The sequence below is a fragment of the Kineococcus auxinigenes genome (genome assembly GCF_050871525.1).
Lineage (GTDB): Bacteria > Actinomycetota > Actinomycetes > Actinomycetales > Kineococcaceae > Kineococcus.
This window is the reverse complement of the sequence record NZ_JBKBCT010000007.1, coordinates 59,721-82,450: the sequence shown is the minus strand read 5'-3', so window position 1 is coordinate 82,450 and position 22,730 is coordinate 59,721. Positions and strand designations below refer to the sequence as shown.

The following is a 22,730-nucleotide window of genomic DNA, read 5'->3' as shown; positions in this document are numbered from 1 at the left end:
GGCGCCCTCCCGGCGCGCCGAGGGGGCGCCCACGGGGCGTCACTGCCCCAGGACGGCGTTCATGTTCGCGGCGAACTCCTCCGGGGTGATCGAGAGCTGGAAGAGCTGCTCGATGTTCGTCAGCAGCTCCTCGGCCGCGGTGGGGCTCAGGGCCTGGTCCCAGGACTGGCCGAAGAAGGAGGCGTCGCTGACGGTGCCGTAGACGAACTGCATCCACTCGGGGTCGGCGGCCTGGCCGAGCTTGTCCTCCACGCCCTTGACGACGGGCACCTCGCCGGCGTCGGTGATGAACGCGGTGACGACCTCGTCGGTCATCAGGCCCTCGGCGAAGAACGTCTTCGCCAGCTCCTTCTGCTCGTCCGTGGCGGAGGAGGAGAGGTAGAAGTACTGCGCCGGGTTGCCCACGGAGTTGCTGGGGTCGCCCTTGCCGCCGGCGACGGTGGGAAAGTTCATGTACCCCAGGTGCCCGCCGGTGACGAAGTCGCCGCCGTCGGCCTTCATGGCCCCGTAGGTCCACGTGCCGTGCAGCATCATGGCGGCCTTGTCGGTGTAGAGCAGGGCCTGGTCGGCGTTCTGGTCGGCGACGACGGAGTTGAAGCCGGTGATGAAACCGTCGGCGCGCACCAGGTCCTGCGCCATCGTCAGCGCCTTGATCGCGTCCGGGTCGGACCAGGCCTCCGGCTCGCCGTCGTAGATCGCCTGGAACACCTCGGGGCCGCCGACGCGGTCGAAGAGGAACTCCAACCACATCATCGTGGTCCACCGGGACTGCCCGGCCAGCGAGATCGGCGCGATGCCCGCCGCGTTGAACGTCCCCGTCAGGGCCATCAGGTCGTCCCAGGTCTGCGGGGGCTGCGCGCCGACCTGCTCGAAGAGGCGCTTGTTGTAGAAGAGGACGACCGGCTGGACCGTCTCGTTGGGCATCGCGTAGATCCGGCCGTCGACGGTCGCGGCGGGCCAGGTGGTGTCGAGCAGGCGGTCCTTGACCTCGGGGTTCTCCTCCAGCCAGTCCGTCAGGTCCTCGATCTGCCCGGCCTGGGCGAAGTCGCGCATGCCGCCGCCGCCCCAGCCGTAGATGATGGTGGGTGCCTGGTCCGCACCGACCGCGGTGCGGATCTTCGACTTGTACGCGTCGTTCTCGAACGCGGTGTGGGCCAGGTCGCCCTCGGACGTCTCGTTGAAGGCCTCGACGTAGGCGTCGCGGATGCTCTCCTTCGGCTCGCCCGTCAGGTACCAGATGCTCGCGCCGCCCTCGGCGGCCTGGCCGGGCCCGGAGGAGCCGCCGCAGGCGGTCAGCGCGGTGGCCGCGAGCGGTGCGCCCAGCGCGGCGGCGAGGAGGGATCGGCGGGTGGTGGTGCGGTCCACGGTGGTCTCCAGTCCGTCGAGCCGCGGCGGTGCGGCAGCGAGGGGAAGCGGGTGCAGGTCCGTCCGGGAACGCGCGACCGCCTCGGCGTCGAGGTGGTGCGAGCGCTCTCACAGGGACGCTAGCGGGTGCGGGCGGCGCGCGGGAGGGGTTCCGGCGCGCCGTTACCGGAAAGTTCCCGGAGGGGGCGGTCTCAGGGCTGGCGGCGCTCGAGGCGCCAGGCCGCCGGGTCGTCCAGGACGGCGGGGGAGCCGTCCCGGCTGAGCAGGACGAGCCGGTCGTGCAGGCGCGAGGTGCGGCCCTGCCAGAACTCCACCTCGTGCGCGCGCACGAGGTAGCCGCCCCAGTGCGGCGGGGCGGGCACGTCGCCGGCCGAGCCGGTGTCCGGGAATCGCCGGCGCAGCCCGGCCTCGCGCTCGTGCAGCTCGGCGACCGCGGCGATCGGCTGCGACTGCTCGCTGGCCCACGCGCCGATGCGCGAGCCGTACGGGCGCGAGGCGAAGTACGCCTCGGTCTCGGCGCGCGGGAGCACCTCCGCGGTGCCGCGCACCGCGACCTGGCGGTGGGTGCCGTGCCACGCGAGCAGCAGCGCCACCCGCGGGTCGTGGGCGATCGCCAGCGCCTTGCGCGAGTGCTGGTTGGTGTAGAAGACGAACCCGCGCCCGTCGACGCCCTTGAGCAGCACGGTGCGCGAGGAGACCCCGTCGGGTCCGCTGGTCGACAGGGTCATCGCGTTGGGCTCCGGCTCGCCGGAGGCGACGGCTGCGGAGTACCAGCGCTCGAACTGGGCCAGGGGGTGGGCGGCCAGGTCGTCCTCGCCGAACGAGCGTTCGCCGTAGTCGACGCGGCGCCGGGCGGGATCCTCCACGGGGCTCACCCTAGGGCGGTGGGGACCCCGCGGCCCGGGGCGCCGCTGCGCTCGCGCTTCGGCCACACCGTGTAGCTGACGGCCCACAGCAGGTCGACGGCGCAGATCACCCCGAGCAGCGGGAGCACGCCGAGCAGCGCCTCGGTGCGCCGGGGGGCGTCCACGAGGGCGACGAGGCCCAGGACGATCCCGGCGGCGATCCCGGCGGCGAGCAGGGTTCGCGCCGCGTCCGCCCAGCACGCCCGCGCGTAGGCCCGCCCGGTGGGCTCCACCGGGGCCGGCCCACCGGCGAAGCGGTGCGCGAACCGCACGTCGGCCCAGTGCACGAGGCGGTGCCCGTACGCGATGGACACCCCGATGTACACGGCCGCCAGGCCGTGGTGCCAGGTGGCGACGGCGCCGCCGCGCAGGTGCACCGCGGTGGCGGCGAGCAGGACGAGGTCGAGCGCGGGCGCCAGGGCCAGCAGGACCAGGCCGGCCCGGGGGGCGCGCAGCAGGTAGCGCGCGGTGAGCCCGGCGAGGACGGCGATCCAGAAACCCACCTCGCAGGCGGCGATGAGGGCGAGCACGGCGACCTCCCGGAGATTTTGTTGGCACGAGTGTGTTAGCAACAAATTAGCACGACTGTGTACGCTCCGGGAGTGCCGAAACTCATCGACCACGCCGCCCGCGAGGTCCAGATCGCCGAGGCCGCCTGGCGCGTGGCCGTGCGCGACGGCGTGCGCGCGGTGTCCGTGCGCTCCGTCGCCGCCGAGGCCGGGCTGGCCACCGCCTCGCTGCGGCGCGCGTTCCCCACCCAGAACGCCCTGCTGGCCTACTGCCTGGAGCTCACCGGCCGGCGCGTCCGCGAGCGCGCCGCCGCCGCGGTGGCGGGCCTGGCCCCGCGCGAGGCCGCCCGCGCGGTGCTGCGCGAACTGCTGCCCCTGGACGCCGAGCGCCGACTGGAGATGGAGGTGTTCGTGCTCATCGGCGCCCTGGCGCTGACCGACGCCGACCTGCGGCCCGGCTACGACGCCGCCCACGCCGAGCTCGCCACCGGTTGCCGCGGGGTGCTGGCTGCCCTGGGCGCGGTGGGGGAGGCGCGCGCCGGGCTGGACCCGGACCTGGAGGCGCCCCGGCTGCACGCCCTCGTCGACGGCCTGGCCCTGCACCTGCTGCGCCGGCCCGCCGGCGAGGACACCGCCTGGGCCGAGCGCGTCCTGGACGCGCACCTGGACTCCCTGCGCTGACTCCCCGGGCCGGGTTCCGCCGTCGAGGTGCCGCCCCCGGGACCTCGCCGTAGCGTGGCCGACCGTGGACGTGACGCAGAAGGCACGTGAGGTGGTCGCCTCGGCCGTGGGCGCCGCCGCCAAGGTCCTGCCCGGCCAGCGGCCCGGTGCGCAGCCGGCCCGCCAGACCCTGACGATCGCCCGGCCCGCCGGCGAGGTGCTGGCCGCCTGGCGCGACCCGGCGGTGGTCTCGCGGCTGATGGGGGACCTCGGCCGCGCCGAGGCCGGCGCTGCCGGTCGCTGGACGTTCTCGCTCACCACCGGCGGCGGCACGAGCGTGGAGGCCGAGCTCGCCGACGGGCAGGACGCCGTGGAGTTCCACCGCCCGGGTGAACGGGGCGGGGAGGGGTTCCTGCTGCGGGTGGGCACCCGCCCGGCGCCGCGCGAGCTGGGCACCGAGGTGACCTGCGAGGTCGCGCCGGAGCTGAGCGCCGGGGTCGGTGCGGTGCCGTTCACGCTGCTGTACCGGTTGCGGGCCCTGCTGCTGACGGGGGAGATCCCCACCCTGGGCCCGCAGCCCGCCGCCCGGGAGGAGGAGCGCTGATGCGTGCGCTGGTGTGGAACGGCGTGAACGACCTGGCCGTGGAGGACGTCCGCGACCCCGAGGTCCTGAACCCGCACGACGTCCTGCTGGACGTGAGCCTGACCGTCACGTGCGGTTCCGACCTGCACTTCATCGACGGCTACCTGCCGGGGATGCGCGCCGGCGACGTGTTCGGCCACGAGTTCATGGGCGTCGTCGTGGAGGTGGGCCCGGAGGTCCGGCGGGTGCGCGTCGGCGACCGCGTCGTGGTGCCCTCGTTCATCGGTTGCGGCGAGTGCTTCTACTGCCGCCACGACATGTGGTCGCTGTGCGACACCACGAACCCCAACGCCCCGCTGCAGCAGCCGGTCCTGGGGTACCCCAGCGGCGGCATCTACGGGTACACCCACCCCTTCGGTGGCTACGCCGGTTCCCACGCGGAGTTCATCCGGGTTCCGTTCGGCGACGTGAACTGCTTCGCCGTCCCCGAGGGCGTCAGCGACGTGCAGGCGCTGTTCACCTCCGACGCCGCCCCCACCGGGTTCATGGGCGCCGACTTCTGCGACATCACCCCCGGGGACACCGTGGCGGTGTTCGGCGCCGGCGCGGTGGGTCTCATGGCCGCCGCCGGTGCGAAGCTGCTGGGCGCCGAGCGCGTCGTCGTGGTGGACCGCCTGCCCGAGCGGCTGGAACTCGCCCGCACCCGCCTGGGTGCCGAGACGATCGACTACTCCGAGGTCGACAGCGTCCAGGAGGCCCTGCGCGAGAGCACCGGCGGGCGCGGTCCCGACGCGGTCGTCGAAGCGGTCGGCATGGAGGGCCACGGCACCGGCGCCCAGGAGGTCTACGACCGCGCCAAGCAGGCCCTGCGCCTGGAGACCGACCGCGCCACCCCGTTGCGCGAGGCGATCCTGGCCTGCCGCAAGGGCGGGGTGGTCGCGGTGCTGGGCGTGTACGGCCTGACCGACAAGTTCCCGATGGGCGTGGTCCTGAACAAGGGCCTGACGATCCGCTCGGCGCAGCAGCACGGCCAGCGGTACGTGCCGCGCCTGCTGCAGCACGTCGCGGACGGAGAGCTGGACACGAGCTTCCTCGCCACGCACGAGATGCCGCTGGAGGACGCCGTGCGCGGGTACGAGATGTTCAAGGAGAAGCAGGACGGCTGCCTGCGCGCGGTCTTCCGCCCCTGACCCACCGGGTCCGTCGACGACACTCGACGACACCCGACGACCCCGAGCGAGAGGAACGCCATGACCACCCAGCCCAGCCAGGAACCCGGCAGCGCGGAGGCGGCCGAGTCGCCCACCGAACCCGGTTACGGCAACGACACCGGCTTCGCCGAGGAGGCCGAGCAGGCCGACGAGGGCGACGGCCAGGAGCCCGGCGGCTCCTGACGCCGAGCGCCCGCAGCACCCCGCACGCCCCCGGCCCCGCAGGCCGGGGGCGTCGTGCGTGCGGGGCCGTGGGGGGCGAGGCGTTGACCGCTGCGGGACCGTTGTGGCAGGCTCGATGGAAAGCGTATTCCAGCCCGCGAAGGAGCGAGCCCGTGGACACCCGTCGCCTCAGCCTCAACCAGATCACCGTCAACTCCTGGTCCCTGGAACAGGCCGTCGCCGGGTGCGAGCGCCACGAGATCGGCGCCGTCGCCCTGTGGCGGGACAAGATCGCCGCCGCCGGGCTGCCGCGCGCCGCGAAGCTGGTGCGCGAGGCGGGCCTGCGCGTCAGCTCCGTGTGCCGCGGCGGCATGTTCACCGACCCGGCCGCCGACCCCGCCGCCGTCCTGGACGACAACCGCCGGGCGGTGGAGGAGGCCGCCGAGCTCGGCGCCGACACCCTCGTCCTCGTCTGCGGGCCGCTGGTCGACAAGGACCTGCCCGGCGCCCGCACCCGCGTGCGCGACGGCATCGCGGCGCTGCTGCCGCACGCCGCCGCCGCCGGGGTGCGCCTGGCGATCGAGCCGCTGCACCCCATGATGATCAGCGTCCGCTCCGTCGTGGTCTCGATCGGCCAGGCCCTCGACCTCGTCGAGGAGCTGGAACCCGCCCACCCCGGCCACCTCGGCGTGATCGTCGACGCGTACCACGTCTGGTGGGACCCGGCCCTGGAGCAGCAGCTGCAGCGCGCCACCGGCAAGGTCTTCGGCTACCACGTCTCCGACTGGCTGCCCGGCACCTCCGACCTGCTGCTGGACCGCGGCATCATGGGCGACGGCCTCATGGACCTGCCGAAGCTGTCCGCGCAGGTCGCGGCCACCGGTTTCGACGGGCCCGTCGAGGTGGAGATCCTCTCCTCGCGCTGGTGGGCCGAGGACCCCGACGACGTCCTGCGCCTGGTGCGCAAGCGGTTCGAGGAGTTCGTCTGAGCTGAGATCGGCCCGGGGTACGACTTCCGGGTGATCACCAGCCGTTCTCCGCGAGACCTCGGGGGGTGGTCACCGGCAGGGCCGGTGCGGGAGTGTTCGTGTCCTCAGCCGGCTCACAGGAGAGGCACCACGATGACGACGACCTCCCGCCCCCGCACCCGCCACCGGCGCCGCGCAGCCGCGGTGCTCGCGTGCGCGACGCTGCTCACCGCCCCCGCGATCGGCGCCGCCGCGGCACCGCCCGCCGCGCCCGCGCGCGAGGGCGTCGACCGCCGCGCGGCCCAGGAGGCGCTGGACGCCCTCACCGCCACCGGCGCGCAGGCCGTCCAGGCGCGCATCACCGACGGTCGCCGGCAGGCCGTCCTGACCAGCGGCAGCGCCCACCACGACCGCCGCACCCCCGTGCCGCGCGACGGCAGGTTCCGCGCCGGCAGCATCACCAAGACGTTCGTCGCCACGGTGGTGCTCCAGCTCGTCGCCGAGGGCCGCGTCGGGCTCGAGGACCCGGTGTCGCGGCACCTGCCCGGGCTGCTGCCGGACGGGGACCGGATCACGGTGCGGATGCTGCTGCAGCACACCAGCGGCCTGGCGAACTACACCGAGCTGATCCCCTCCGACCCGTCGGCCGTGCCCACGCCCGGCGCCTACGAGCAGGTCCGCTACCAGCACCACGAGGCCCGGGACCTCATCGCCCTGGCCACCGCCCGCCCGCTGGACTTCGAGCCCGGCACCGCCTGGAACTACTCCAACACCGGCTACCTGGTGCTGGGGGAGCTCGTCGAGGCGCTCACCGGTGAGCCGTACGCCCGCGCCGTCGAGGAGCGCGTCCTGCAGCCGCTGCGCCTGCGCTCCACGTCGCTGCCCGGCGACCGGGTGAGCCTGCCCCCGCCGCACGCCCACGGCTACGCGCGCATCGACGGGCAGGTCGTCAACGTCACCCGCCTGAACCCCTCGGTCGCCGGGGCCGCGGGGGAGCTGGTCTCCACCACGGCGGACCTGGACCGGTTCCTCGACGCCCTGCTGGACGGCGAGCTCCTGCCGCCGGAGCTGCTGGCGGAGATGAAGCGCACCACGCAGGTCTCCCCGGCGTACGGCCTGGGGCTGACGGTGGCGCCGCTGCAGTGCGGGACGAGCGTCACGACCGTCTACGGCCACGACGGCGGCATCCCCGGCTACCTCAGCACCGCGCTGAGCACCGAGGACACCGACCGGCGCCTCGTGGTCTCGCTCACCACCGCCCCCGACCCCGGTGAGTTCCGCGGCCAGGTCGAACTGATCGCCGGGGCGTTCTGCGACTGAGCCGGTGAGGGCGGAGGGCCGGCCTCAGCCGAGCCGGTCCTCCGTCAGCCCGTCGCGCTCGCCGCCGAAGAACTTCTCCAGCACCGCGTCGAACGTCGGCTCCTCCGGGTCGGTGGCCGCGAACAGCGTCATCGACGAGCGCAGCTTCGCCGCGTCCGTCTCGCCGAACACCGCCACCGGGTCCTCGCCCGGCAGGTCCAGCAGCACCCGCGCGCACTCGCGCAGCCGCTGCCCCAGCACCGGGTGCGCCAGGTACGCCTGCGCCTCGGGCAGCCCGGAGACCGCGTACCGCCGCGACGTCTCGCTGCGGCCCAGCCCGGCGACCTGCGGGAAGACCCACCACATCCAGTGGGAGGTCTTGCGCCCGGCGCCGATCTCGGCCAGGGCCCGCTCGTAGGTGCCCTCCTGGGCGTCGGTGAAGCGCTGCAGGTCGAAGGGGTCGTCCACCCCTCCACCCTGCACCGGCTGGGCCTCGTGCACCTCCCGGGCGCCGCGCACCTCCCGGGCGGGGCCACCCGCGCCGGTGCGGGAGGATCGGGGGGTGAGCGACGCGCCCGAGATCCGCATCCCCGCCGAGCTGCTGCCCGCCGACGGGCGCTTCGGCTCCGGTCCCAGCAAGGTGCGCCCCGAGCAGGTGGAGGCGCTGCTGCGCGCCGGGCGCACCGTGCTGGGCACCTCCCACCGCCAGGAACCGGTGAAGTCCCTGGTGCGGCGCGTGCGCGAGGGCCTGGCGCAGCTGTTCTCCCTGCCGGACGGCTACGAGGTGGTCCTCGGCAACGGCGGCAGCACCGCCTTCTGGGACGTCGCGGCGCTGTGCCTGGTGCGCGAGCGCTCCCAGCACCTGGTGCTGGGGGAGTTCTCCTCGAAGTTCGCCGCCGTCACCGCCGGGGCCCCGTTCCTGGCCGAACCGGTCGTGGTGCGCGGTGAGCCCGGCACGCTGCCGCCGCTGGGGGAGGTCGCCGACGGCGTCGACGCCGTGGCCTGGCCGCACAACGAGACCTCCACCGGCGTCATGGCCCCCGTGCGGCGCCCGGCCGGGCCCGCCCCGGCCGACGGCGGGCCGCTGGTGCTGGTGGACGCCACCTCCGGCGCCGGGGGCCTGGCCGTGGACGTCTCGCAGACCGACGCCTACTACTTCGCGCCGCAGAAGTCGTTCGCCTCCGACGGCGGGCTGTGGATCGCGCTGCTGTCCCCGGCCGCGCTGGCGCGCACCGAGGAGCTGGGCGCGAGCGGCCGGTGGGTGCCGCCGTCGCTGGACCTGCGCACCGCGGTGGAGAACTCCCGCAAGGACCAGACGTACAACACCCCCGCGGTGGCGACGCTGGTGATGCTGGCCGAGCAGGTGGAGTGGCTGCTGGGGAACGGGGGGCTCACCTGGGCCGCGCAGCGCACCGCGGAATCGGCCGCGATCGTCTACGGCTGGGCCGCCGAGCGGGAGTGGGCCGCCCCCTTCGTCGCCGACCCCGCCGCCCGCAGCGCCGTCGTCGCCACCATCGACCTCGACCCCGCCGTCGACAGCGCCCGGGTGCAGGACGTCCTGCGCCGCAACGGGATCGTCGACGTCTTCCCCTACCGCAGCCTGGGCCGCAACCAGTTGCGCATCGGGCTGTTCCCGGCCGTGGAGCCCGAGGACGCGCGGGCGCTGACCGCGTGCGTGGACCACGTCGCCGAGCGGATCAGGAGAGCCTGACCTTCCTTTTCTTCGGGTGAAGGAATGCCTTACCTATGCATTCCCTGAAAGGCGTAGGAAAGGCGTTCCTTCGTGGCGGGGAAGGCATTCCGCCGTTATGGTCGAAGGCATGGCGACCGTGAACCTGGACCTGACCCCCATCCACCAGTGCTCCGTCAGCGGGTGCACCTTCAACGCGGACGTGAGCTGCCACGCCCCCACCATCACCGTCGGTGACCACGGGGCGAACCACTGCGGGACCTTCCTGGGCCTGCCCACCAAGCACAAGACGGCCCCCGAGGGGCACGTCGGCGCCTGCCAGCTGGCGGACTGCACGCACAACTCGGACCTGACCTGCACCGCGTCCGCCATCGACGTCGGCACCGCCGACTCCGGCGAGACGAAGTGCCTCACCTACAGCGCGGCCTGAGCGTCCCGGTCGCCCGCCGGCCGGCCGGCGAGGGCTGAGCGCACCGCGTCCAGCTCCGCCGCCAGCTCGGCGGCCAGGGCGGGCTGCACGCCCCACTCGCGGCACAGCCCGTCGAACTCCGCCAGGTGCTCCGCGCGCGGTGCGGCCCCCGTCCGCACCGCGCGCAGCATCGCGTTGCGCGGCGTGTGGGCGGAGTCGATGAACTCCACCACCTCCACCCGGTAGCCCAGCAGCTGCAGCACCAGCGCGCGCAGCGCGTCGGTGAGCACGTCGGCGAACCGCTCGCGCAGGATCGCGTGGCGCACCACCGGCCCGCGCTCCCCGGCGGCGACGATCTGCCGCTGCACGTCCCGGTGGCAGCACGGCGCCGCCAGCACCAGCGGCGCACCCCAGCGCACGGCCCGCGCCAGCGCCTCGTCGGTCGCGGTGTCGCAGGCGTGCAGCGCCAGCACCACGTCCGGGCGCTCGCCCGCGGGGAAGGGCTCGGCCTCGGCGATGCTGCCGCGCGCGAAACCCAGCCCCGCCAGGCCCGCCTCGCCCGCCGCGCGCCGGCTGTTGTCCAGGACGTCCTCGCGCACGTCGACGCCGACGGTGCGCAGCTCCTTCTCGCGCTCGCCGGCCTGCGCGGACAGCCAGCGGTGCGCCGCGAACGTCAGGTACGCGTTGCCGCAGCCCAGGTCCACCGCCCGCACCACCGGGCCGGCCTGCTCCAGCACCGCCGGGGCCAGCGGCGCCAGCTGCCGCACGAACGCCTCCACCTGCCGGCGCTTGTCCCCACCGGCGCCCAGCACCCGGAACACCGGGTCGTCGGGGTCCACCAGGCGCTGCTTGGCGCGGTCGTGCGCCTGCGGTCCCGCCGGGGCGGTGCCGGCGCGCGCGGCGCGGTGCACCTGCGCCTCGCCCTTCTTCGTCACCCGCAGCTGCAGCGTCTCCGTCGCGGTCTCCACGTGCCAGTTGCCGTACGGCAGGGCCAGCAGGTCGTCCACCGCGCCGGCGGCCTCGCCGGCGGGCACGTTGCGGGTGCTGACCACCGGGCCGCTGCGGAAGAGGACCTGCAGGTGCGCGCCGGACCGCAGCGCCACGGGGCGCACCTCCACCCGCTCGTGCTCGGGCGGCTCCACCCCGCGCCGACGGCCCGCCGCCACCGCCCGCACGAGGTTCTGCTCGTCCATCAGCAGTGCGCGCACGTCGGACAGGGCGGTGGCGAGGTCGGTGGTCGGCACCGGAGCATTCTCCGCCCGCCGGCAGGGTGCTCCCGAGCGCCCCGGTGCCGGGTCAGCCCCGGACGACCCCGCGGATCCCGCCACCGATCAGCGTCGCCACGTCCACCACGGCGTTCGGCAGGGCCAGGCCACCGGGGGTGGCCACGTAGCGGGTGCGCCACCGGGGGGTGAAGCCCTGCTTGAACGTCCGCAGGCCCCTGAAGTTGTAGAACCGCTCCCCGCGGCTCCACAGCAGGTGCCCGACCCGGTCCCAGGAGGAGGCGGCGGCGCCGCTCCGCAGCCCCGACAGGGGCGCCACCCCCAGGCTGAACGACGAGAAGCCGTTCTCCCCGGCCCACAGGATGCACTCGACGAACAGGAAGGTCATCACGGTGTTCGGCCCGTCGGGCAGGCGGCGCATCAGGTCGACCTGCACCTCCCGGCCGTCCCCGCCGACCCACAGGGTCGCGAAGGCGGTGATCCGCTCCTCCTGGCGCACCACGACCAGCGGGAAGCGGGAGACGTACTCCTCGTCGAAGGCGCCCAGGGAGAACCGCTTCTCCTTGCCGTTGCGCTGGGCGAGCCAGGCGTCGGACACCTCGCGCAGGGCGGGCAGCAGCGGCGCGACGTCCTCCGGCGCGACGAACTCGACGCTCAGGCCCAGGCGCTGCGACTTGTTGCGGCAGGTGCGCAGGTTCGTCCTGGCCCTGCCGGCCAGGGTGAACTCCGCGAGCGGGACCACGGCCTCCTCGCCGAGCTTGGCCAGGCTCAGCCCGCACTCGCGGTACAGGTCGGCGTGGTCGGGGAGCACGTTGTAGAAGACCGGCCGGCCGCCGTGCCGGTCGACCTCCTCGACGAAGCCGCGGACCAGTCCCCGGAACTCGGCGGGGTCGCCGACCGGGTCCCCCATGACCACCCAGCTGCGCCCCTCGACCTGGTACATCAGGAAGGCCGTGCCGCCGGGGCTGAAGTGGAAGCGCTTGTCACCGGTGAAGGCCAGGTGCGAGGTGCAGCGCCCCCACCGGGCGACGACGGCGCTCACCCGGGCCATCACCTGCTCGCACGCGGCCTGCGGGTCGGGGGCCGCCGAGGTGAGGATCCGGCGCCCGCCGATGAGGACGCCGACGGCGCCCGCAGCCATCACGAGCCGGTCCGCTCCCGGCGTGTCGCCGGAGAACGACGCCACCAGCAGCGGGGCGTCGACCGCGCCGCCGGCACCGCCGAACTCGTGCCACCAGACGGCGGCCCCGACCAGCACGGTCGCGGTGATCGGCCAGGCGGGGTTCCGCGGCCGGGCGAAGAGGGGGCCGCGGTAGAACGCCGAGCGGGTCGGCACCAGGAGGAGCGCGAGCACGGCGGTCACCGCGGACAGCACCAGGTCGCCGTGGGCGGCGGCGATCGCCGTGACGCCGGCCAGGAGCGCGAGGGTGCCCGCCCAGGCGCGCCTCAGCCGCCGGTGCAGTCCCCGGGCCGTGAGCAGGGCGGACAACCCGGCGAGGCTGATGGTGACGGCCGACACGTCCAGGGCCCGAGGGCCCGGCAGGTCACCCACCATGAGCATGAACACGCCGGTGCCCGCGACGCTCAGGGCGAGCACGGAGGGCGTGAGCACGGAGGAGATGCGCGCGGGGGGCGCCCCCGCCGCGGCGGTGCGCGCCGGGCCCGGCGCCGTCACGCCCCGGCGGGCCTCGTGCACGACGAGGAGCACGGTCGCCAGGAGCAGCGGCAGCACGAAGTAGCAGAGCCGGTAGGCCACCAGGGCCACCGCGAGCCCCGCGGGCGAGGTCGTCGGCCCGATCAGCACCACCAGCGCCGTCTCGAAGACGCCCAGCCCACCGGGCACGCCGCTGACCAGCCCGGCGACGGTCGCGATCGAGAAGGCGACGGCGAACGCCAGGAACGGGAGCCTGTCCTCGGCGGGCAGCAGGACGTGCAGGGCCGCGGCCATGGTCAGCCACTCGAACGTGGACAGCACGACCTGAGCCACCGCCAGGCCGGGCGAGGGCCGGTCGACGCGCCGGCCGCGCCAGCCGATCGGACGCCCGGCGCAGGCCCAGAGGAGGTAGCCGGCCACCGACACCAGCAGCAGCGACCCGAGGACCAGGACGGCGGCACCGTGCAGGTGCAGCGCCCGGCCGGCCTTGAGCGGGTCGTGCAGCATCCCGCCGCCGGCCAGGACCGCGGCTCCCAGCACCAGGGTGACCAGGTTGAAGCCGACGATCCGGGTGATGGCGGACCCGGGGACCCGCCAGCTGGAGTAGACGCGGGCGCGCAGCGCCGCCCCCACCACCGCGGAGGCGCCCAGGTTGTTGCCGAAGGCGGTGGCGACGAACGACGCGAGGCCGTAGCGGCGGTAGGGCAGCGGGTGCCCGACGTAGCGCAGCGCCAGCGCGTCGTAGCCGGTCATCGCCAGGTAGGAGACCGCCGTCGCGCCGAGGGCGGCGAGCGCGGTGCCCGGACCGAGCGCCAGCAGGTCGCCACCCAGTTCCGCCCAGGAGTGGTGGCGGAAGGTCCGGTGCAGCAGCACCGCGGCCGCGGCGAGCAGCCCCGCCACGAGGAGGGGGGCGAGCAGGTGGCGCGCCGGGGAGGTCGACCGCCTGGACGAGGAGCTCACCGGTCAGGAGTCGGCAGTCCGGCGCTCGTCCTTGAAGCGGGGCCCCGCGCCTGGGCCCCGGCCCCGGCTACGCCGCGGCGACGTCGCACTCGTCACCGCCGTCGGGGGAGCGCACCGGGACCACCCGCAGGTGCGGGGTGGTGCGGAAGGAGTACCTCAGCCGGACCCTGGCGCGCCTCAGCACCACGAACCCCACGGCCACCGCCACCAGCCCCGAGGGGATCGAGCCCACCAGCACCGACCACTCCGCCCCGAACCGGGTGCCGACCCAGCCCACGAAGGGGCCCCCGACGACGGTGCCGCCCTGCACCAGCGACATGTACAGCGCCATCACCCGGCCACGGATGCGCGGCTCGGTGCTCATCTGCACCGTCGCGTTGGCCGCCGTCAGCAGCGTCAGCGACGACAACCCCAGGAACGGCAGGACCACCAGGTACAGCCAGTAGTTCGGCATCACCGCCGACACCGAGGCGGTCACCGCGAACGCCACCGCGGCACCGATCACCAGCCGCCAGCGGGGCCGCTCGCGGCGCGCGGCGATGAGCGCACCCAGCAGCGAGCCGACGGCCAGCACGGTGCCGGCCACCCCGAACGCGGCCGCGTCCCGGCCGAACTTCACGCTCGTGATGAGCGCGGAGGTCAGCTGGAAGTTCAGCCCGAACGTCCCCACGACGCCCACGAGGGCGAAGATCGCCAGCAGGTCCGGGCGGGCGCGCACGTACCGCAGGCCCTCGCGCATCCCGCCCGTGCCCTTCGCGGGGCGCTCGCGGCGCACCGGCTCGGCCGGGCGCATCAGGTGCAGGGTGGTCAGCGGGCCGAGGAACGACAGCGCGTTGATCAGGAACACCGGCCCGGTGCCGAACGCCGCGATCAGCAGGCCGGCCAGCCCGGGGCCGATGAGGCGGGCGGAGTTGAACGAGGCGGAGTTCAGCCCGATGGCGTTGGGCAGGTCCTCCGGCGGCACGAGCTGGCCCACGAAGGTCTGGCGCACGGGCCCGTCGAGCGCCGAGACGCAGCCCAGCAGCGTGGCCAGGACGTAGACGTGCCACAGCTGGACGAACCCGGACAGCACGAGCGCCGCCATCGCCAGCCCCAGGACCATCATCGCCGCCTGCGTGGCCATCAGGGTGCGCCGCTGCGGGAAGCGGTCGGCGACCCAGCCGGCCACGGGAGCCAGCAGCAGGATCGGGCCGAACTGCAGGCCGGTGGTGATGCCGCCGGCGGTGCCGGAGCCGTTCGTCAGGACCTGGATGACCAGCCAGTCCTGCGCCACGCGCTGCATCCACGTGCCGGTGTTGCTGACGACGGCGCCGGTGGCCCACAGGCGGTAGTCGCGGTGCCGCAGCGAGCGGAAGGTCCGGTTCACTCCTCGACCACCGCGCGCAGCAGGCGGGCCGCGCTCTCCAGGGTGGCGCGCTCGCCGTCGTCCAGGCGGGCCAGGCGCTCGCGCAGCCACGCGGAGCGGCGCGCGCGGGTCTCCTCGACCGCGGCGCGGCCGGCGGCGGTGGGGAAGACGAGCACCTGGCGCCCGTCGTCGGGGTGGCCGGTGCGCTCGACGTAACCGGCGGCGGCCAGCGCGGTGACGGTGCGCGTCATCGAGGGCGGGCGCACGTGCTCGGCCTCGGCGAGCTCGCCGGGGGTGCGCGGGCCGTGGACGTGCAGGTGGGCGAGGACGGAGAACTGCCCGTCGGTCAGGTCCTCGACGCTCTTCTGCGAGCGCAGCCGGCGCGCGGTGCGCAGCAGGGCGACGCGCAGGTCGACGGCGAGCCGGTCCACGCGAGCCTCGTCGGCGGGTGCGCCGCCCTCGCCGGGGGCGGCGGGCGGCTCGGGGGTGGTGCTGGTCACACCGGCACGTTACTCCTTAGCCATGTTAATTACCAACAGCAACGAATCTTTTGTGACGATGAGTACCTCGGTGCTCTACGAAGCGTTACAGTCGAGGGAGGTGAGCGGGTGTCAGGCCGGGCTGCCTGCTCGACGACGGGAGCTGACGCGTGAGGGGTTCTCCGACGACCTCGGTCCTGCGGGACGGGTCCGTGCCGGGCCAGGGGCCCCGGCTGGACGTCACCGCCGTCCTGCAGGCCCAGCGCCGCCTCGCCGGCTGCACCGACCCCGGCGCCCTCGCCGAGCAGCTCGTCGACGAGGTCCGACAGGCCGGCTGCACCCGCGCCCTGCTGCTGGAACCCGTCGCGCGCTCCCGCCACCGCGAGATGGAGGTCCTCGCCGCCCGCGGCGAGGTGGTCCTGCTGCCCGGCCGGCGCACCACCGCCGCCGACCTCGCCCGCGCCACGCCCTCGGCCGTCCTGGAGCTCCTGCCCGGCGACCCGGGCGCGCCCCGGCTGGCCGTGTGGGGAGCACCCGCGCCCGACCACGCCCCCCCGGAACTGCTCGCCGCCGCCGCCGGAGCCGCCTGGCGCGCCCTGCGGGCCGCCCGCGACGCCGAGCGGGCCACCGCCGAGCTGGCCGGTGTGCAGAAGCTGCTGTCCGGCGCCGTGCGCCTGGCCGGGCTCGGCTCCTGGTCGTGGGACCCCGCCACGGGCCGCCTCACCCTGGACGACCGGCTGCGCGCCGTGCTGGGGATGGGTCCCGACGACCCCGACCCCGACCTGGCCACCTGGCGCGAGCGCGTCCACCCCGACGACCGGGGTCCCTTCGCGGGGGCCCAGGACCCCGCCGCCCGCGTGGGGGCGCCCGTGCCGTACCCGTTCCGGGTGACCGCCGCCGACGGCACCGAGCGCACCCTCCTGGGTGCCAGCGTGCCCCTGGGCACCGGCGGCGCCGGGGGTGCCGGTGTCGTCCAGGGCCTCGTGCTCGACCTCGCCGCCGGGGACCGCTCCACGGGGGAGCTGGTGCGGCTGGCCCAGTGCGACTCCCTGACGGGGCTGGCCAACCGGGCCGTGCTGGACGTCCGGCTCGGCGAGGCCCTGGCGGGCGCCACCCCCACCAGCGCGGTCGCGCTCGTCCTGCTGGACCTGGACCGCTTCAAGCTCGTCAACGACACCCTCGGGCACCAGATCGGCGACGCGCTGCTGTGCCAGATCGCCGCCCGCCTGCAGCAGACCGCCCCCGCCGGCTCGACCCTGGCGCGCCTGGGGGGCGACGAGTTCGTCCTCATGGTGCCCGGCGTGGACCGCCCCGATGCCGCCGCCACCATGGCCCGCAACATCCTGCGGCGCCTGCGCGCCCCCGTCCTGCTGCCCGGCCTGCCCGAGCCGTTCGTGTGCACCTCCAGCGCCGGCGTCGCCGTCGGCCACGACGGCACCGCCGACGACCTCTTCCGCAGCGCCGACATGGCGCTGTACCGCGCCAAGGACGCCGGGCGCGACCGCGTGGCCGTCTACGACGCGGCCATGCGCGAGGACGCCCAGGCGCGCCGGGAGGCCGAGCACAAGGTCCGCCGCGCCCTGCGCACCGACGGCCTGCGCGTGGTGTGGCAGCCCATCGTCGACCTGCGCGACGAGCGGCTCGTGGCCGCCGAGGCCCTCGTGCGCCTGCAGGACCCCGTGGAGGGGCTGCTCGAGCCCAAGGCGTTCGTCGACACCGCCGAGGACACCGGCCTCATCGTGGACGTCGACACCTGGGTGCTGGGGGAGGTGCTGCGCCAGCTGCGCCAGTGGCGCCAGGACGGCGAGGGCCTGCAGGTCTCGTTCAACGTCTCCGGCAAGACCCTGGAGCACCCCTCCTTCGCGCACCGCCTGGCGCACAGCGTGGAGAGCACCGGCGCCGCCGGCTCCAGCCTGCTCTGCGAGGTCACCGAGCGCACCCTCATCGACCTGTCCAGCTCCACCCGCGCCAGCCTCGGCGAGCTGCGCAGCGTCGGCGCCCGCGTCGGCCTGGACGACTTCGGGACGGGCTACTCCTCGCTGTCCTACCTGGACCGCTTCCCGCTGAGCTTCCTGAAGATCGACATGAGCTTCGTGCGGCCGCTGGGCACCTCCGAGCGCGCCGCGGCCGTCGTGCGGGCCCTCATCGCCCTGGCGCACGCCCACGGCATGGTCGTCACCGCCGAGGGCGTGGAGACCCGCGAACAGGCGACGCTGCTGCGCGAGATGGGATGCGACCGCGCCCAGGGCTGGCTGTTCGGGCGGCCGGTGGCCGCCGGGCTGCTGCACCCGGGGCGCTGACCCCCCGCCGCCGCGAGCCGGGTGCGCTTCAGCGGCGCCGGTGCACGTGCGCGGCGTCGGCCTGCTGCACCGGGCGCACCACGACCCGGTCCAGGTCGACGTGCGGCGGCCGCGTGACCGCGAAGGCGATCACCTCTGCGACGTCCTGCGCGCTCAGCGGCGTCAGCCCCTCGTAGACCCTCGCCGCCGCCTCCGCGTCGCCCAGGCGCACCAGGGAGAACTCCGTCTCCACCATGCCGGGGGCGATCTCCGTGACCCGCACCGGCTCGCCCACCATCTCCTGGCGCACCGTGCGGCACAGCGCGTTGACCGCGTGCTTGACGGCCGTGTACCCGCCGCCGCCCGGGTAGGTCTCGAAACCGGCGATGGACCCCAGCACCACGACGTGCCCGTCGCCGCCGCGGCGCAGCGCCGGCAGCAGCGCCTTGTGCACGCGCAGCACGCCCAGCACGTTCGTGTCGTACATGCGCCGCCAGCCCTCGACGTCGCCGTCCTCGACCCTGTCGGTGCCCAGGGCGCCGCCGGCGGAGTGCACCACGACGTCCACCTCCGGCACCGCCGCCGCCAGCGCCGCCACCGAGGCGTCGTCGGTGACGTCCAGCGCGAGGGCCCGGCCGCCGACCTCCCGGGCCAGCTCCTCGCAGCGCTCCACCCGGCGGGCCGCCGCCACGGTGTCGAACCCCGCCGCGGCCAGGGCCCGCACCGTCGCGGCGCCGATGCCGCTGCTGGCACCGGTCACCAGCGCGGTGCGCCGGCGCGGGGACGGGTCGGTGAGCACGGTCGCGGGCGAGGCGGGGGCGGGCGTCTGCTGGGGCACGGGGCCCATCCCACCAGAGGTGCCCGTCGCGCACACTGGGGGCGTGCCGCTGTACCTGCCGCCCTCCCGGGCCAAGCCCCCGCCGCCGCCGCTGCGCACCGACGACCGCCGCGCCGTGCTCGTCGGCCTGGCCGTGTGGGGGGTGCTGCTCGTCGTCGCGCTCGTGGTGCCGGAGGTGCGGGCGACGGGGGAGGGGCGCTGGCTGGGCTCCTGCACCGCCGGCATCGTGCTCGGCCTGGTCGGCCTCGGGTACGTGCACCGGCGCGAGCGCCGCGCCGCTCCCCGGCACCAGCGGGGGCCGGCCGGGTCCGGCGACCCGCGGCCGCACGAGCACCCCGGCCCCTGACCCGCCCGGGCGTGCCGGGCCCCGGCGTGCAACGCGACGCGGCGCTCCCACGTCCTACCCGCAGCAGCGGGGACCGGCCCCGCGCCGCAGGACGAGGAGGCACCCCCGTGCGACACCACTCCGAGCAGCACCCCGAGCAGCGCACCGGCAGCACCGCGCGCGCCGTGCTCCGCGGCCCGGCCGCGCACCGGCGGCGGGCTGCAGCGGCCACCGCCGCGGCGCTGGCGGTCGCCGGGGCCGCCGCCGCGACCGCGTCCTCCGCCGCCACCCCGGCTCCCCCCGAGCTCACCCGCGCCTCGGTCGTCGCGTCCGGGGAGGACGCGCACTCCGTCGACGCCCTGGCCGCCGGCCCCCTGGCCTCCGTGCTCGACACCGGGGTCCTGCTGACCGCCGCAGACGCCCTGCCGGCGGCCACCGCCGACCAGCTGCGCGAGCGCGACCCGGGCCTGGTGTACGTCATCGGCGGGCCGGGCGCCGTCTCCGAGCGGGTCGTCGAGGAGATCGACGCGCTCCTGGGCGCGGACACGGTGGTGCGGCTGGACGGCGACGACCGCTGGGCCACCGCCGCGCGCGTCACGGCCGCCACCGAGGGGTTCGTGGAGGCCCCCCTGGAGTGAACCCCGGCGGGGTACCGCCGCCGCGGGTGCGCCGGCAGCACGGCTAGCCGGGCAGCTCCTCCGCCAGCAGGCGGGCCCGCTGCCCGGAGTCCGCGGTCAGCAGCTCGGCCACCGCCCGGCGCAGCGCCCAGCGGCCCGCCGCCAGCGCGAGGCCCGCGGCCGCGGCGCTGGTGCCCGTCGCCCGCACGGTCGCCGAGCCCGGCCCGTCCGTCGGCTCCACCCAGAACGCCACCTCGTGCCCGTCCACGTGCAGCCGCCGCACCGCCCGCCACGACGGCGGGCAGCCCGGCAGCAGCACCGCCACCTCCGCCGGCACCGGTCGCACGTCGCCGTCCCCGGACTCCTCGACCACGCCGTCGGCGCGGTCGGAGGCCAGGTCCACGTCCAGCAGGTCCGCCACCGCCGTGGCGCACCGGGCCGGCACCAGCAGGCGCGGGCCCAGGTCGGTGCGCTGCGCCCAGCCGGGGTCGTCGGCGACCACCACGTCGCCGGCGCGGGCACGCACGGCCCGTCCCGCGGGGTCCAGGGCCGCCAGCACCCGTGGCTGCTGCGGGGGCAGGTCGCCGGCGTGGGCGGCCAGCAGCGCCCACACCCGCAGCAGGTCCGCCACCGGCACCGCGGCCGGGTCGGTGGCCGCCGCCGCCAGCAGGCCCGCCACGTCGTGCGCCCCGGCACCGGACAGGTCCTCCAGCACCCCCAGTGCCGCGCGCACCGGCGCCGGCAGCTCCTGCACCCACCGCGGTGCGGCCGGCAGCCACCGCGGCGCGGCGTTCCCGGGGGCGCGGCTGACCGGCGGCAGCGGCCCGCGGGTGCGCAGCCACCAGGCCGCGGGCCCCGGCCGGCGGCGACCGCCCACCGCCCACGGCCGGGTCAGGGCGGCCGCCCCCACCGGGTCGGCGCTCAGCGCGCCCAGCACGTCCGGCCACCACCCGGTCACCAGGTCCAGGTCGGGCACCGCCCAGGCGTCCTCCACGACGGTGCCCCACGCGCTGCCCGGCCCAGCGGGACCGGTGTCGTCGTCGGGCCCGTCGGCGGCGGCGTCCAGCACGTCGCCCCACACCTCCTGCACGTACTCGTCCAGGCCGGCGACCCCGCGCTCCACCGCGTCGCCGACCTCCTGCGGGTCGCCGAGGTCCAGGGCGCTCACCGGCACGGCGACCAGCCCGGCCAGCACCCCGGCGGCCCGCAGCACCCCCGGCCCCCACGCCTCCAGCAGCTCGGGGTCCACCTCGGCGACCGCCGCCGGGTCCAGGGCGCGCGCCGCGAGCGTGCCGGGCAGCACCAGGGCGCCGGCGGGTGCCAGCTCCCCGTCGGCGTCGCGCAGCGCGAGGTCGCGCAGCACCGGCACGTCGCGCGCCACCCGGGCCACGGCGTCCTCGTCGACGGCGCCGTCGCCGCCGTCCGGGCCGTCCGGGCCGGTCACCGCGGCCTCCACCACGGCCAGCACCGCGTCCGCGACGGCGTCGGGGTCCTCGGCGTCGGGGGAGCCCGCGGCGGCCGCCGCCAGCGCCGGGTCGGTGAGCAGCGCCCACGCGCCGCCCTCCCGCGCGCCCAGCCGCACCAGCAGCTCACCGGCCGCACCGGCCGCGGCGTCCGGGTGCGCCACCCGCAGGCCGTACCCGGCCAGCAGCCGGGCGGCGCCGGGGTCCAGGGCGCCCGCCGCCGCGGCGTCCAGGACGACGACGCCGCGGGCGCCGTGCACCGTGCGCCCGTCCAGCAGCGGCACCGGCAGCCCGGACACCGCCTCGCGCGCCGAGGCGTCGGCCGCCAGCGGCAGCAGCGCCGCGAACAGCTCGCGCGCGGCCGCGGGCGGGCCGGTGCCGGGCAGCAGCTCCAGCGCGTCGGCCAGGCCGACGCGCACCACGCCCAGCTCGGTGAGCAGGCGGTCCACGGCGCGCGGCGCCGCCACCAGGCCCGCCAGGGACGGGGCCAGCGCGGCCAGCAGCACCGGGTCGTCGGCCCCGGCGCCGCGCAGCGCGATCGCCGACGACGGCCGCAGCAGCAGCCGGCCCGCGCCCTCGCCACCCGGCTCACCCGCACCCTCCGGCACCGCCTCCACGGCGGGCAGCAGCGGGGCGTCGCGGGCGCGCAGCAGCACCCGCTCGCGCAGCTCGGCGTCCAGCCGCCCGGCGGCCACCCCGTGCGGCAGCAGGGCGGTGGCGTCGCCGCCGTCGGCGGCCACCTGCACGAGCAGGTCGCAGTACCCCTGCGCGGCGGCGTCCAGCACGGCGTCGGCGGCGGGCCCGGGCACCACCCGGCGCCGGTCCGGGCCCAGCGGCAGGGTCGCCACCAGCAGCGCCGGCCACGGCAGGTCCTCGTCGGTGGGGGTGGGGGCGCACAGCACGCCCGGCACGGCCGGTGCCGCGGACCCGGTGCGCGGCAGCGCCCACGCCAGGTGCCAGGCGGGCCGCTCGCGCTCCTCCACGCCCCGGCCCGTCAGCGCCGCCGCCTCGTGCCGGCCGGCGCGGCGCAGCACCCGCCACCGCTCGGCGACGTCGCGCAGCACCCGATCCGGCTCGCCGGGGACCTGCACGACCACCTCGTCCAGGGCGGGCAGCGCCAGCAGCAGCACGTCCCCGGTGCCGGCCAGCAGCTCCCGCACCAGCTCGCGCGCCGCCGCGTCGCGCAGCGGCAGGTCCACGGCGGTGTCGTAACCGGCCGGGGGTGCGGCGTCGGCGGGGAACGGCAGCCGCAGCACGGGCACGTGCCCGCCGCGCCGCTCCACCTCCGCGCGCAGCCCCTCACCGCCCGGGCCGTGCGCGACCTCGCGCACCAGGGCGGCGCTGTCCTCGCGGGAGAAGCGCACCGCGCCGGTGGTGGAGGCGACCGCGGGGGCGTCGGTGACGGCCAGCACCGCGGAGAAGCCCACGCCGAAACGGCCCACCACCTCGGCGCCGGCGCCGCGCTTGGCGGAGGCGCGCAGCGTCGCCAGGCCCTGCACGCCCGCGGCGTCCAGCGGGGCGCCGGTGTTGGCGGCCAGCAGCCGCCCCGGCCCGCCGCCGGGGTCCTCGCTCAGGCGCAGCAGCAGCCGGCCGCCCACCCCGGCGGCCGCCGCGGCGTCGGCGGCGTTCTGCGCCAGCTCCACCACCAGCCGGTCGCGGTAGGCGCCGAGGGCGGCGTCCTCCTCGGCGTTGGCGTCCTCGCGCAGCCGCGCGGGCGAGGCCGCCCACGCCTGCAGGACCCGCCCGCGCAGCCGCGCGGTGCCGAAGGGGTCGGGGTCCACCGCGG

21 protein-coding genes are annotated in these 22,730 nt (G+C 76.3%); 11 read left to right on the top strand and 10 right to left on the bottom strand.

The window, feature by feature from the left end; genetic code table 11:
• Positions 1–39 precede the first annotated feature (39 nt).
• The 3 genes from ACRYR9_RS04510 to ACRYR9_RS04500 form a co-directional block, all read right to left on the bottom strand.
• Positions 40–1,365, bottom strand: a complete 1,326-nt coding sequence (locus tag ACRYR9_RS04510; protein ID WP_432492791.1) for an extracellular solute-binding protein — start codon at positions 1,363–1,365, stop codon at positions 40–42.
• Positions 1,366–1,556: 191 nt separating this feature from the next.
• On the bottom strand, positions 1,557–2,231 hold the full coding sequence (gene pdxH / locus ACRYR9_RS04505; RefSeq protein WP_432492793.1) for a pyridoxamine 5'-phosphate oxidase: 675 nt from the start codon (positions 2,229–2,231) through the stop codon (positions 1,557–1,559).
• Between the two features lie 5 nt (positions 2,232–2,236).
• A complete protein-coding gene (locus ACRYR9_RS04500) occupies positions 2,237–2,800 on the bottom strand; it encodes a hypothetical protein (protein WP_432492795.1) in 564 nt (187 codons plus the stop codon).
• 72 nt (positions 2,801–2,872) lie between these two features.
• Here ACRYR9_RS04500 and ACRYR9_RS04495 point away from each other — a divergent pair, with 72 nt between their 5' ends.
• The 6 genes from ACRYR9_RS04495 to ACRYR9_RS04470 all read left to right on the top strand — a co-directional run bounded on the left by ACRYR9_RS04495 (position 2,873) and on the right by ACRYR9_RS04470 (position 7,683).
• Positions 2,873–3,460, top strand: coding sequence for a TetR/AcrR family transcriptional regulator (locus tag ACRYR9_RS04495; protein WP_432492797.1), 588 nt, complete (start codon positions 2,873–2,875; stop codon positions 3,458–3,460).
• A 64-nt stretch (positions 3,461–3,524) separates the two neighbouring features.
• The gene (locus tag ACRYR9_RS04490) at positions 3,525–4,043 is read left to right on the top strand and encodes a hypothetical protein (protein WP_432492799.1); all 519 of its coding nucleotides are present in this window, start codon (positions 3,525–3,527) and stop codon (positions 4,041–4,043) included.
• Positions 4,043–5,212, top strand: a complete 1,170-nt coding sequence (locus ACRYR9_RS04485) for a zinc-dependent alcohol dehydrogenase (protein ID WP_432492801.1) — start codon at positions 4,043–4,045, stop codon at positions 5,210–5,212. Before ACRYR9_RS04490 ends, ACRYR9_RS04485 begins: the two co-directional genes overlap by 1 nt.
• 60 nt (positions 5,213–5,272) lie before the next feature.
• On the top strand, positions 5,273–5,416 hold the full coding sequence (locus ACRYR9_RS04480; RefSeq protein WP_432492803.1) for a hypothetical protein: 144 nt from the start codon (positions 5,273–5,275) through the stop codon (positions 5,414–5,416).
• Positions 5,417–5,568: 152 nt separating this feature from the next.
• Positions 5,569–6,384: a sugar phosphate isomerase/epimerase family protein gene (locus ACRYR9_RS04475; protein ID WP_432492805.1), complete on the top strand. Its 816-nt coding sequence runs from the start codon at positions 5,569–5,571 to the stop codon at positions 6,382–6,384.
• Positions 6,385–6,516: 132 nt separating this feature from the next.
• Positions 6,517–7,683 carry a serine hydrolase domain-containing protein gene (locus ACRYR9_RS04470; protein WP_432492807.1) on the top strand — a complete coding sequence of 389 codons (1,167 nt, stop codon included), beginning with the start codon at positions 6,517–6,519 and terminating at the stop codon, positions 7,681–7,683.
• 24 nt (positions 7,684–7,707) lie between these two features.
• Here the strand turns inward: ACRYR9_RS04470 and ACRYR9_RS04465 are convergent, their stop codons facing one another.
• Positions 7,708–8,130, bottom strand: a complete 423-nt coding sequence (locus ACRYR9_RS04465) for a DUF1810 domain-containing protein (protein ID WP_432492809.1) — start codon at positions 8,128–8,130, stop codon at positions 7,708–7,710.
• Positions 8,131–8,224: 94 nt separating this feature from the next.
• Here ACRYR9_RS04465 and serC point away from each other — a divergent pair, with 94 nt between their 5' ends.
• Positions 8,225–9,373 carry a phosphoserine transaminase gene (serC, locus tag ACRYR9_RS04460; protein ID WP_432492811.1) on the top strand — a complete coding sequence of 383 codons (1,149 nt, stop codon included), beginning with the start codon at positions 8,225–8,227 and terminating at the stop codon, positions 9,371–9,373.
• 109 nt (positions 9,374–9,482) lie between these two features.
• The gene (locus ACRYR9_RS04455; protein ID WP_432492813.1) at positions 9,483–9,782 is read left to right on the top strand and encodes a DUF1540 domain-containing protein; all 300 of its coding nucleotides are present in this window, start codon (positions 9,483–9,485) and stop codon (positions 9,780–9,782) included.
• Here ACRYR9_RS04455 and ACRYR9_RS04450 read toward each other — a convergent pair.
• The 4 genes from ACRYR9_RS04450 to ACRYR9_RS04435 form a co-directional block, all read right to left on the bottom strand.
• On the bottom strand, positions 9,767–10,954 hold the full coding sequence (locus ACRYR9_RS04450; protein WP_432492931.1) for a class I SAM-dependent methyltransferase: 1,188 nt from the start codon (positions 10,952–10,954) through the stop codon (positions 9,767–9,769). The genes ACRYR9_RS04455 and ACRYR9_RS04450 overlap by 16 nt on opposite strands.
• Positions 10,955–11,057: 103 nt before the next feature.
• Positions 11,058–13,598 carry a bifunctional lysylphosphatidylglycerol flippase/synthetase MprF gene (gene mprF / locus ACRYR9_RS04445; RefSeq protein WP_432492815.1) on the bottom strand — a complete coding sequence of 847 codons (2,541 nt, stop codon included), beginning with the start codon at positions 13,596–13,598 and terminating at the stop codon, positions 11,058–11,060.
• 67 nt (positions 13,599–13,665) lie between these two features.
• The gene (locus ACRYR9_RS04440) at positions 13,666–14,964 is read right to left on the bottom strand and encodes an MFS transporter (protein ID WP_432492817.1); all 1,299 of its coding nucleotides are present in this window, start codon (positions 14,962–14,964) and stop codon (positions 13,666–13,668) included.
• Complete coding sequence (locus ACRYR9_RS04435) at positions 14,961–15,443, bottom strand: MarR family winged helix-turn-helix transcriptional regulator (RefSeq protein WP_432492819.1); 483 nt, start codon at positions 15,441–15,443, stop codon at positions 14,961–14,963. The genes ACRYR9_RS04440 and ACRYR9_RS04435 overlap by 4 nt, the downstream gene beginning before the upstream one ends.
• Positions 15,444–15,592: 149 nt before the next feature.
• Here ACRYR9_RS04435 and ACRYR9_RS04430 point away from each other — a divergent pair, with 149 nt between their 5' ends.
• A complete protein-coding gene (locus tag ACRYR9_RS04430; RefSeq protein ID WP_432492821.1) occupies positions 15,593–17,722 on the top strand; it encodes a putative bifunctional diguanylate cyclase/phosphodiesterase in 2,130 nt (709 codons plus the stop codon).
• Between the two features lie 28 nt (positions 17,723–17,750).
• Here the strand turns inward: ACRYR9_RS04430 and ACRYR9_RS04425 are convergent, their stop codons facing one another.
• Complete coding sequence (locus ACRYR9_RS04425; RefSeq protein WP_432492933.1) at positions 17,751–18,464, bottom strand: SDR family NAD(P)-dependent oxidoreductase; 714 nt, start codon at positions 18,462–18,464, stop codon at positions 17,751–17,753.
• A gap of 118 nt (positions 18,465–18,582) precedes the next feature.
• On the opposite strand from ACRYR9_RS04425, the gene ACRYR9_RS04420 reads away from it, so the two are divergent.
• Entirely contained in the window at positions 18,583–18,885 is a 303-nt protein-coding gene (locus tag ACRYR9_RS04420; RefSeq protein ID WP_432492823.1) for a DUF2530 domain-containing protein, read from the top strand.
• Positions 18,886–18,992: 107 nt separating this feature from the next.
• Positions 18,993–19,502 carry a cell wall-binding repeat-containing protein gene (locus ACRYR9_RS04415; RefSeq protein WP_432492825.1) on the top strand — a complete coding sequence of 170 codons (510 nt, stop codon included), beginning with the start codon at positions 18,993–18,995 and terminating at the stop codon, positions 19,500–19,502.
• 43 nt (positions 19,503–19,545) lie between these two features.
• On the opposite strand, the gene ACRYR9_RS04410 is transcribed toward ACRYR9_RS04415, so the two are convergent.
• Positions 19,546–22,725 (bottom strand): sacsin N-terminal ATP-binding-like domain-containing protein, encoded by a 3,180-nt coding sequence (locus ACRYR9_RS04410; protein WP_432492827.1) that lies wholly within the window; start codon positions 22,723–22,725, stop codon positions 19,546–19,548.
• Between the last annotated feature and the right edge of the window lie 5 nt (positions 22,726–22,730).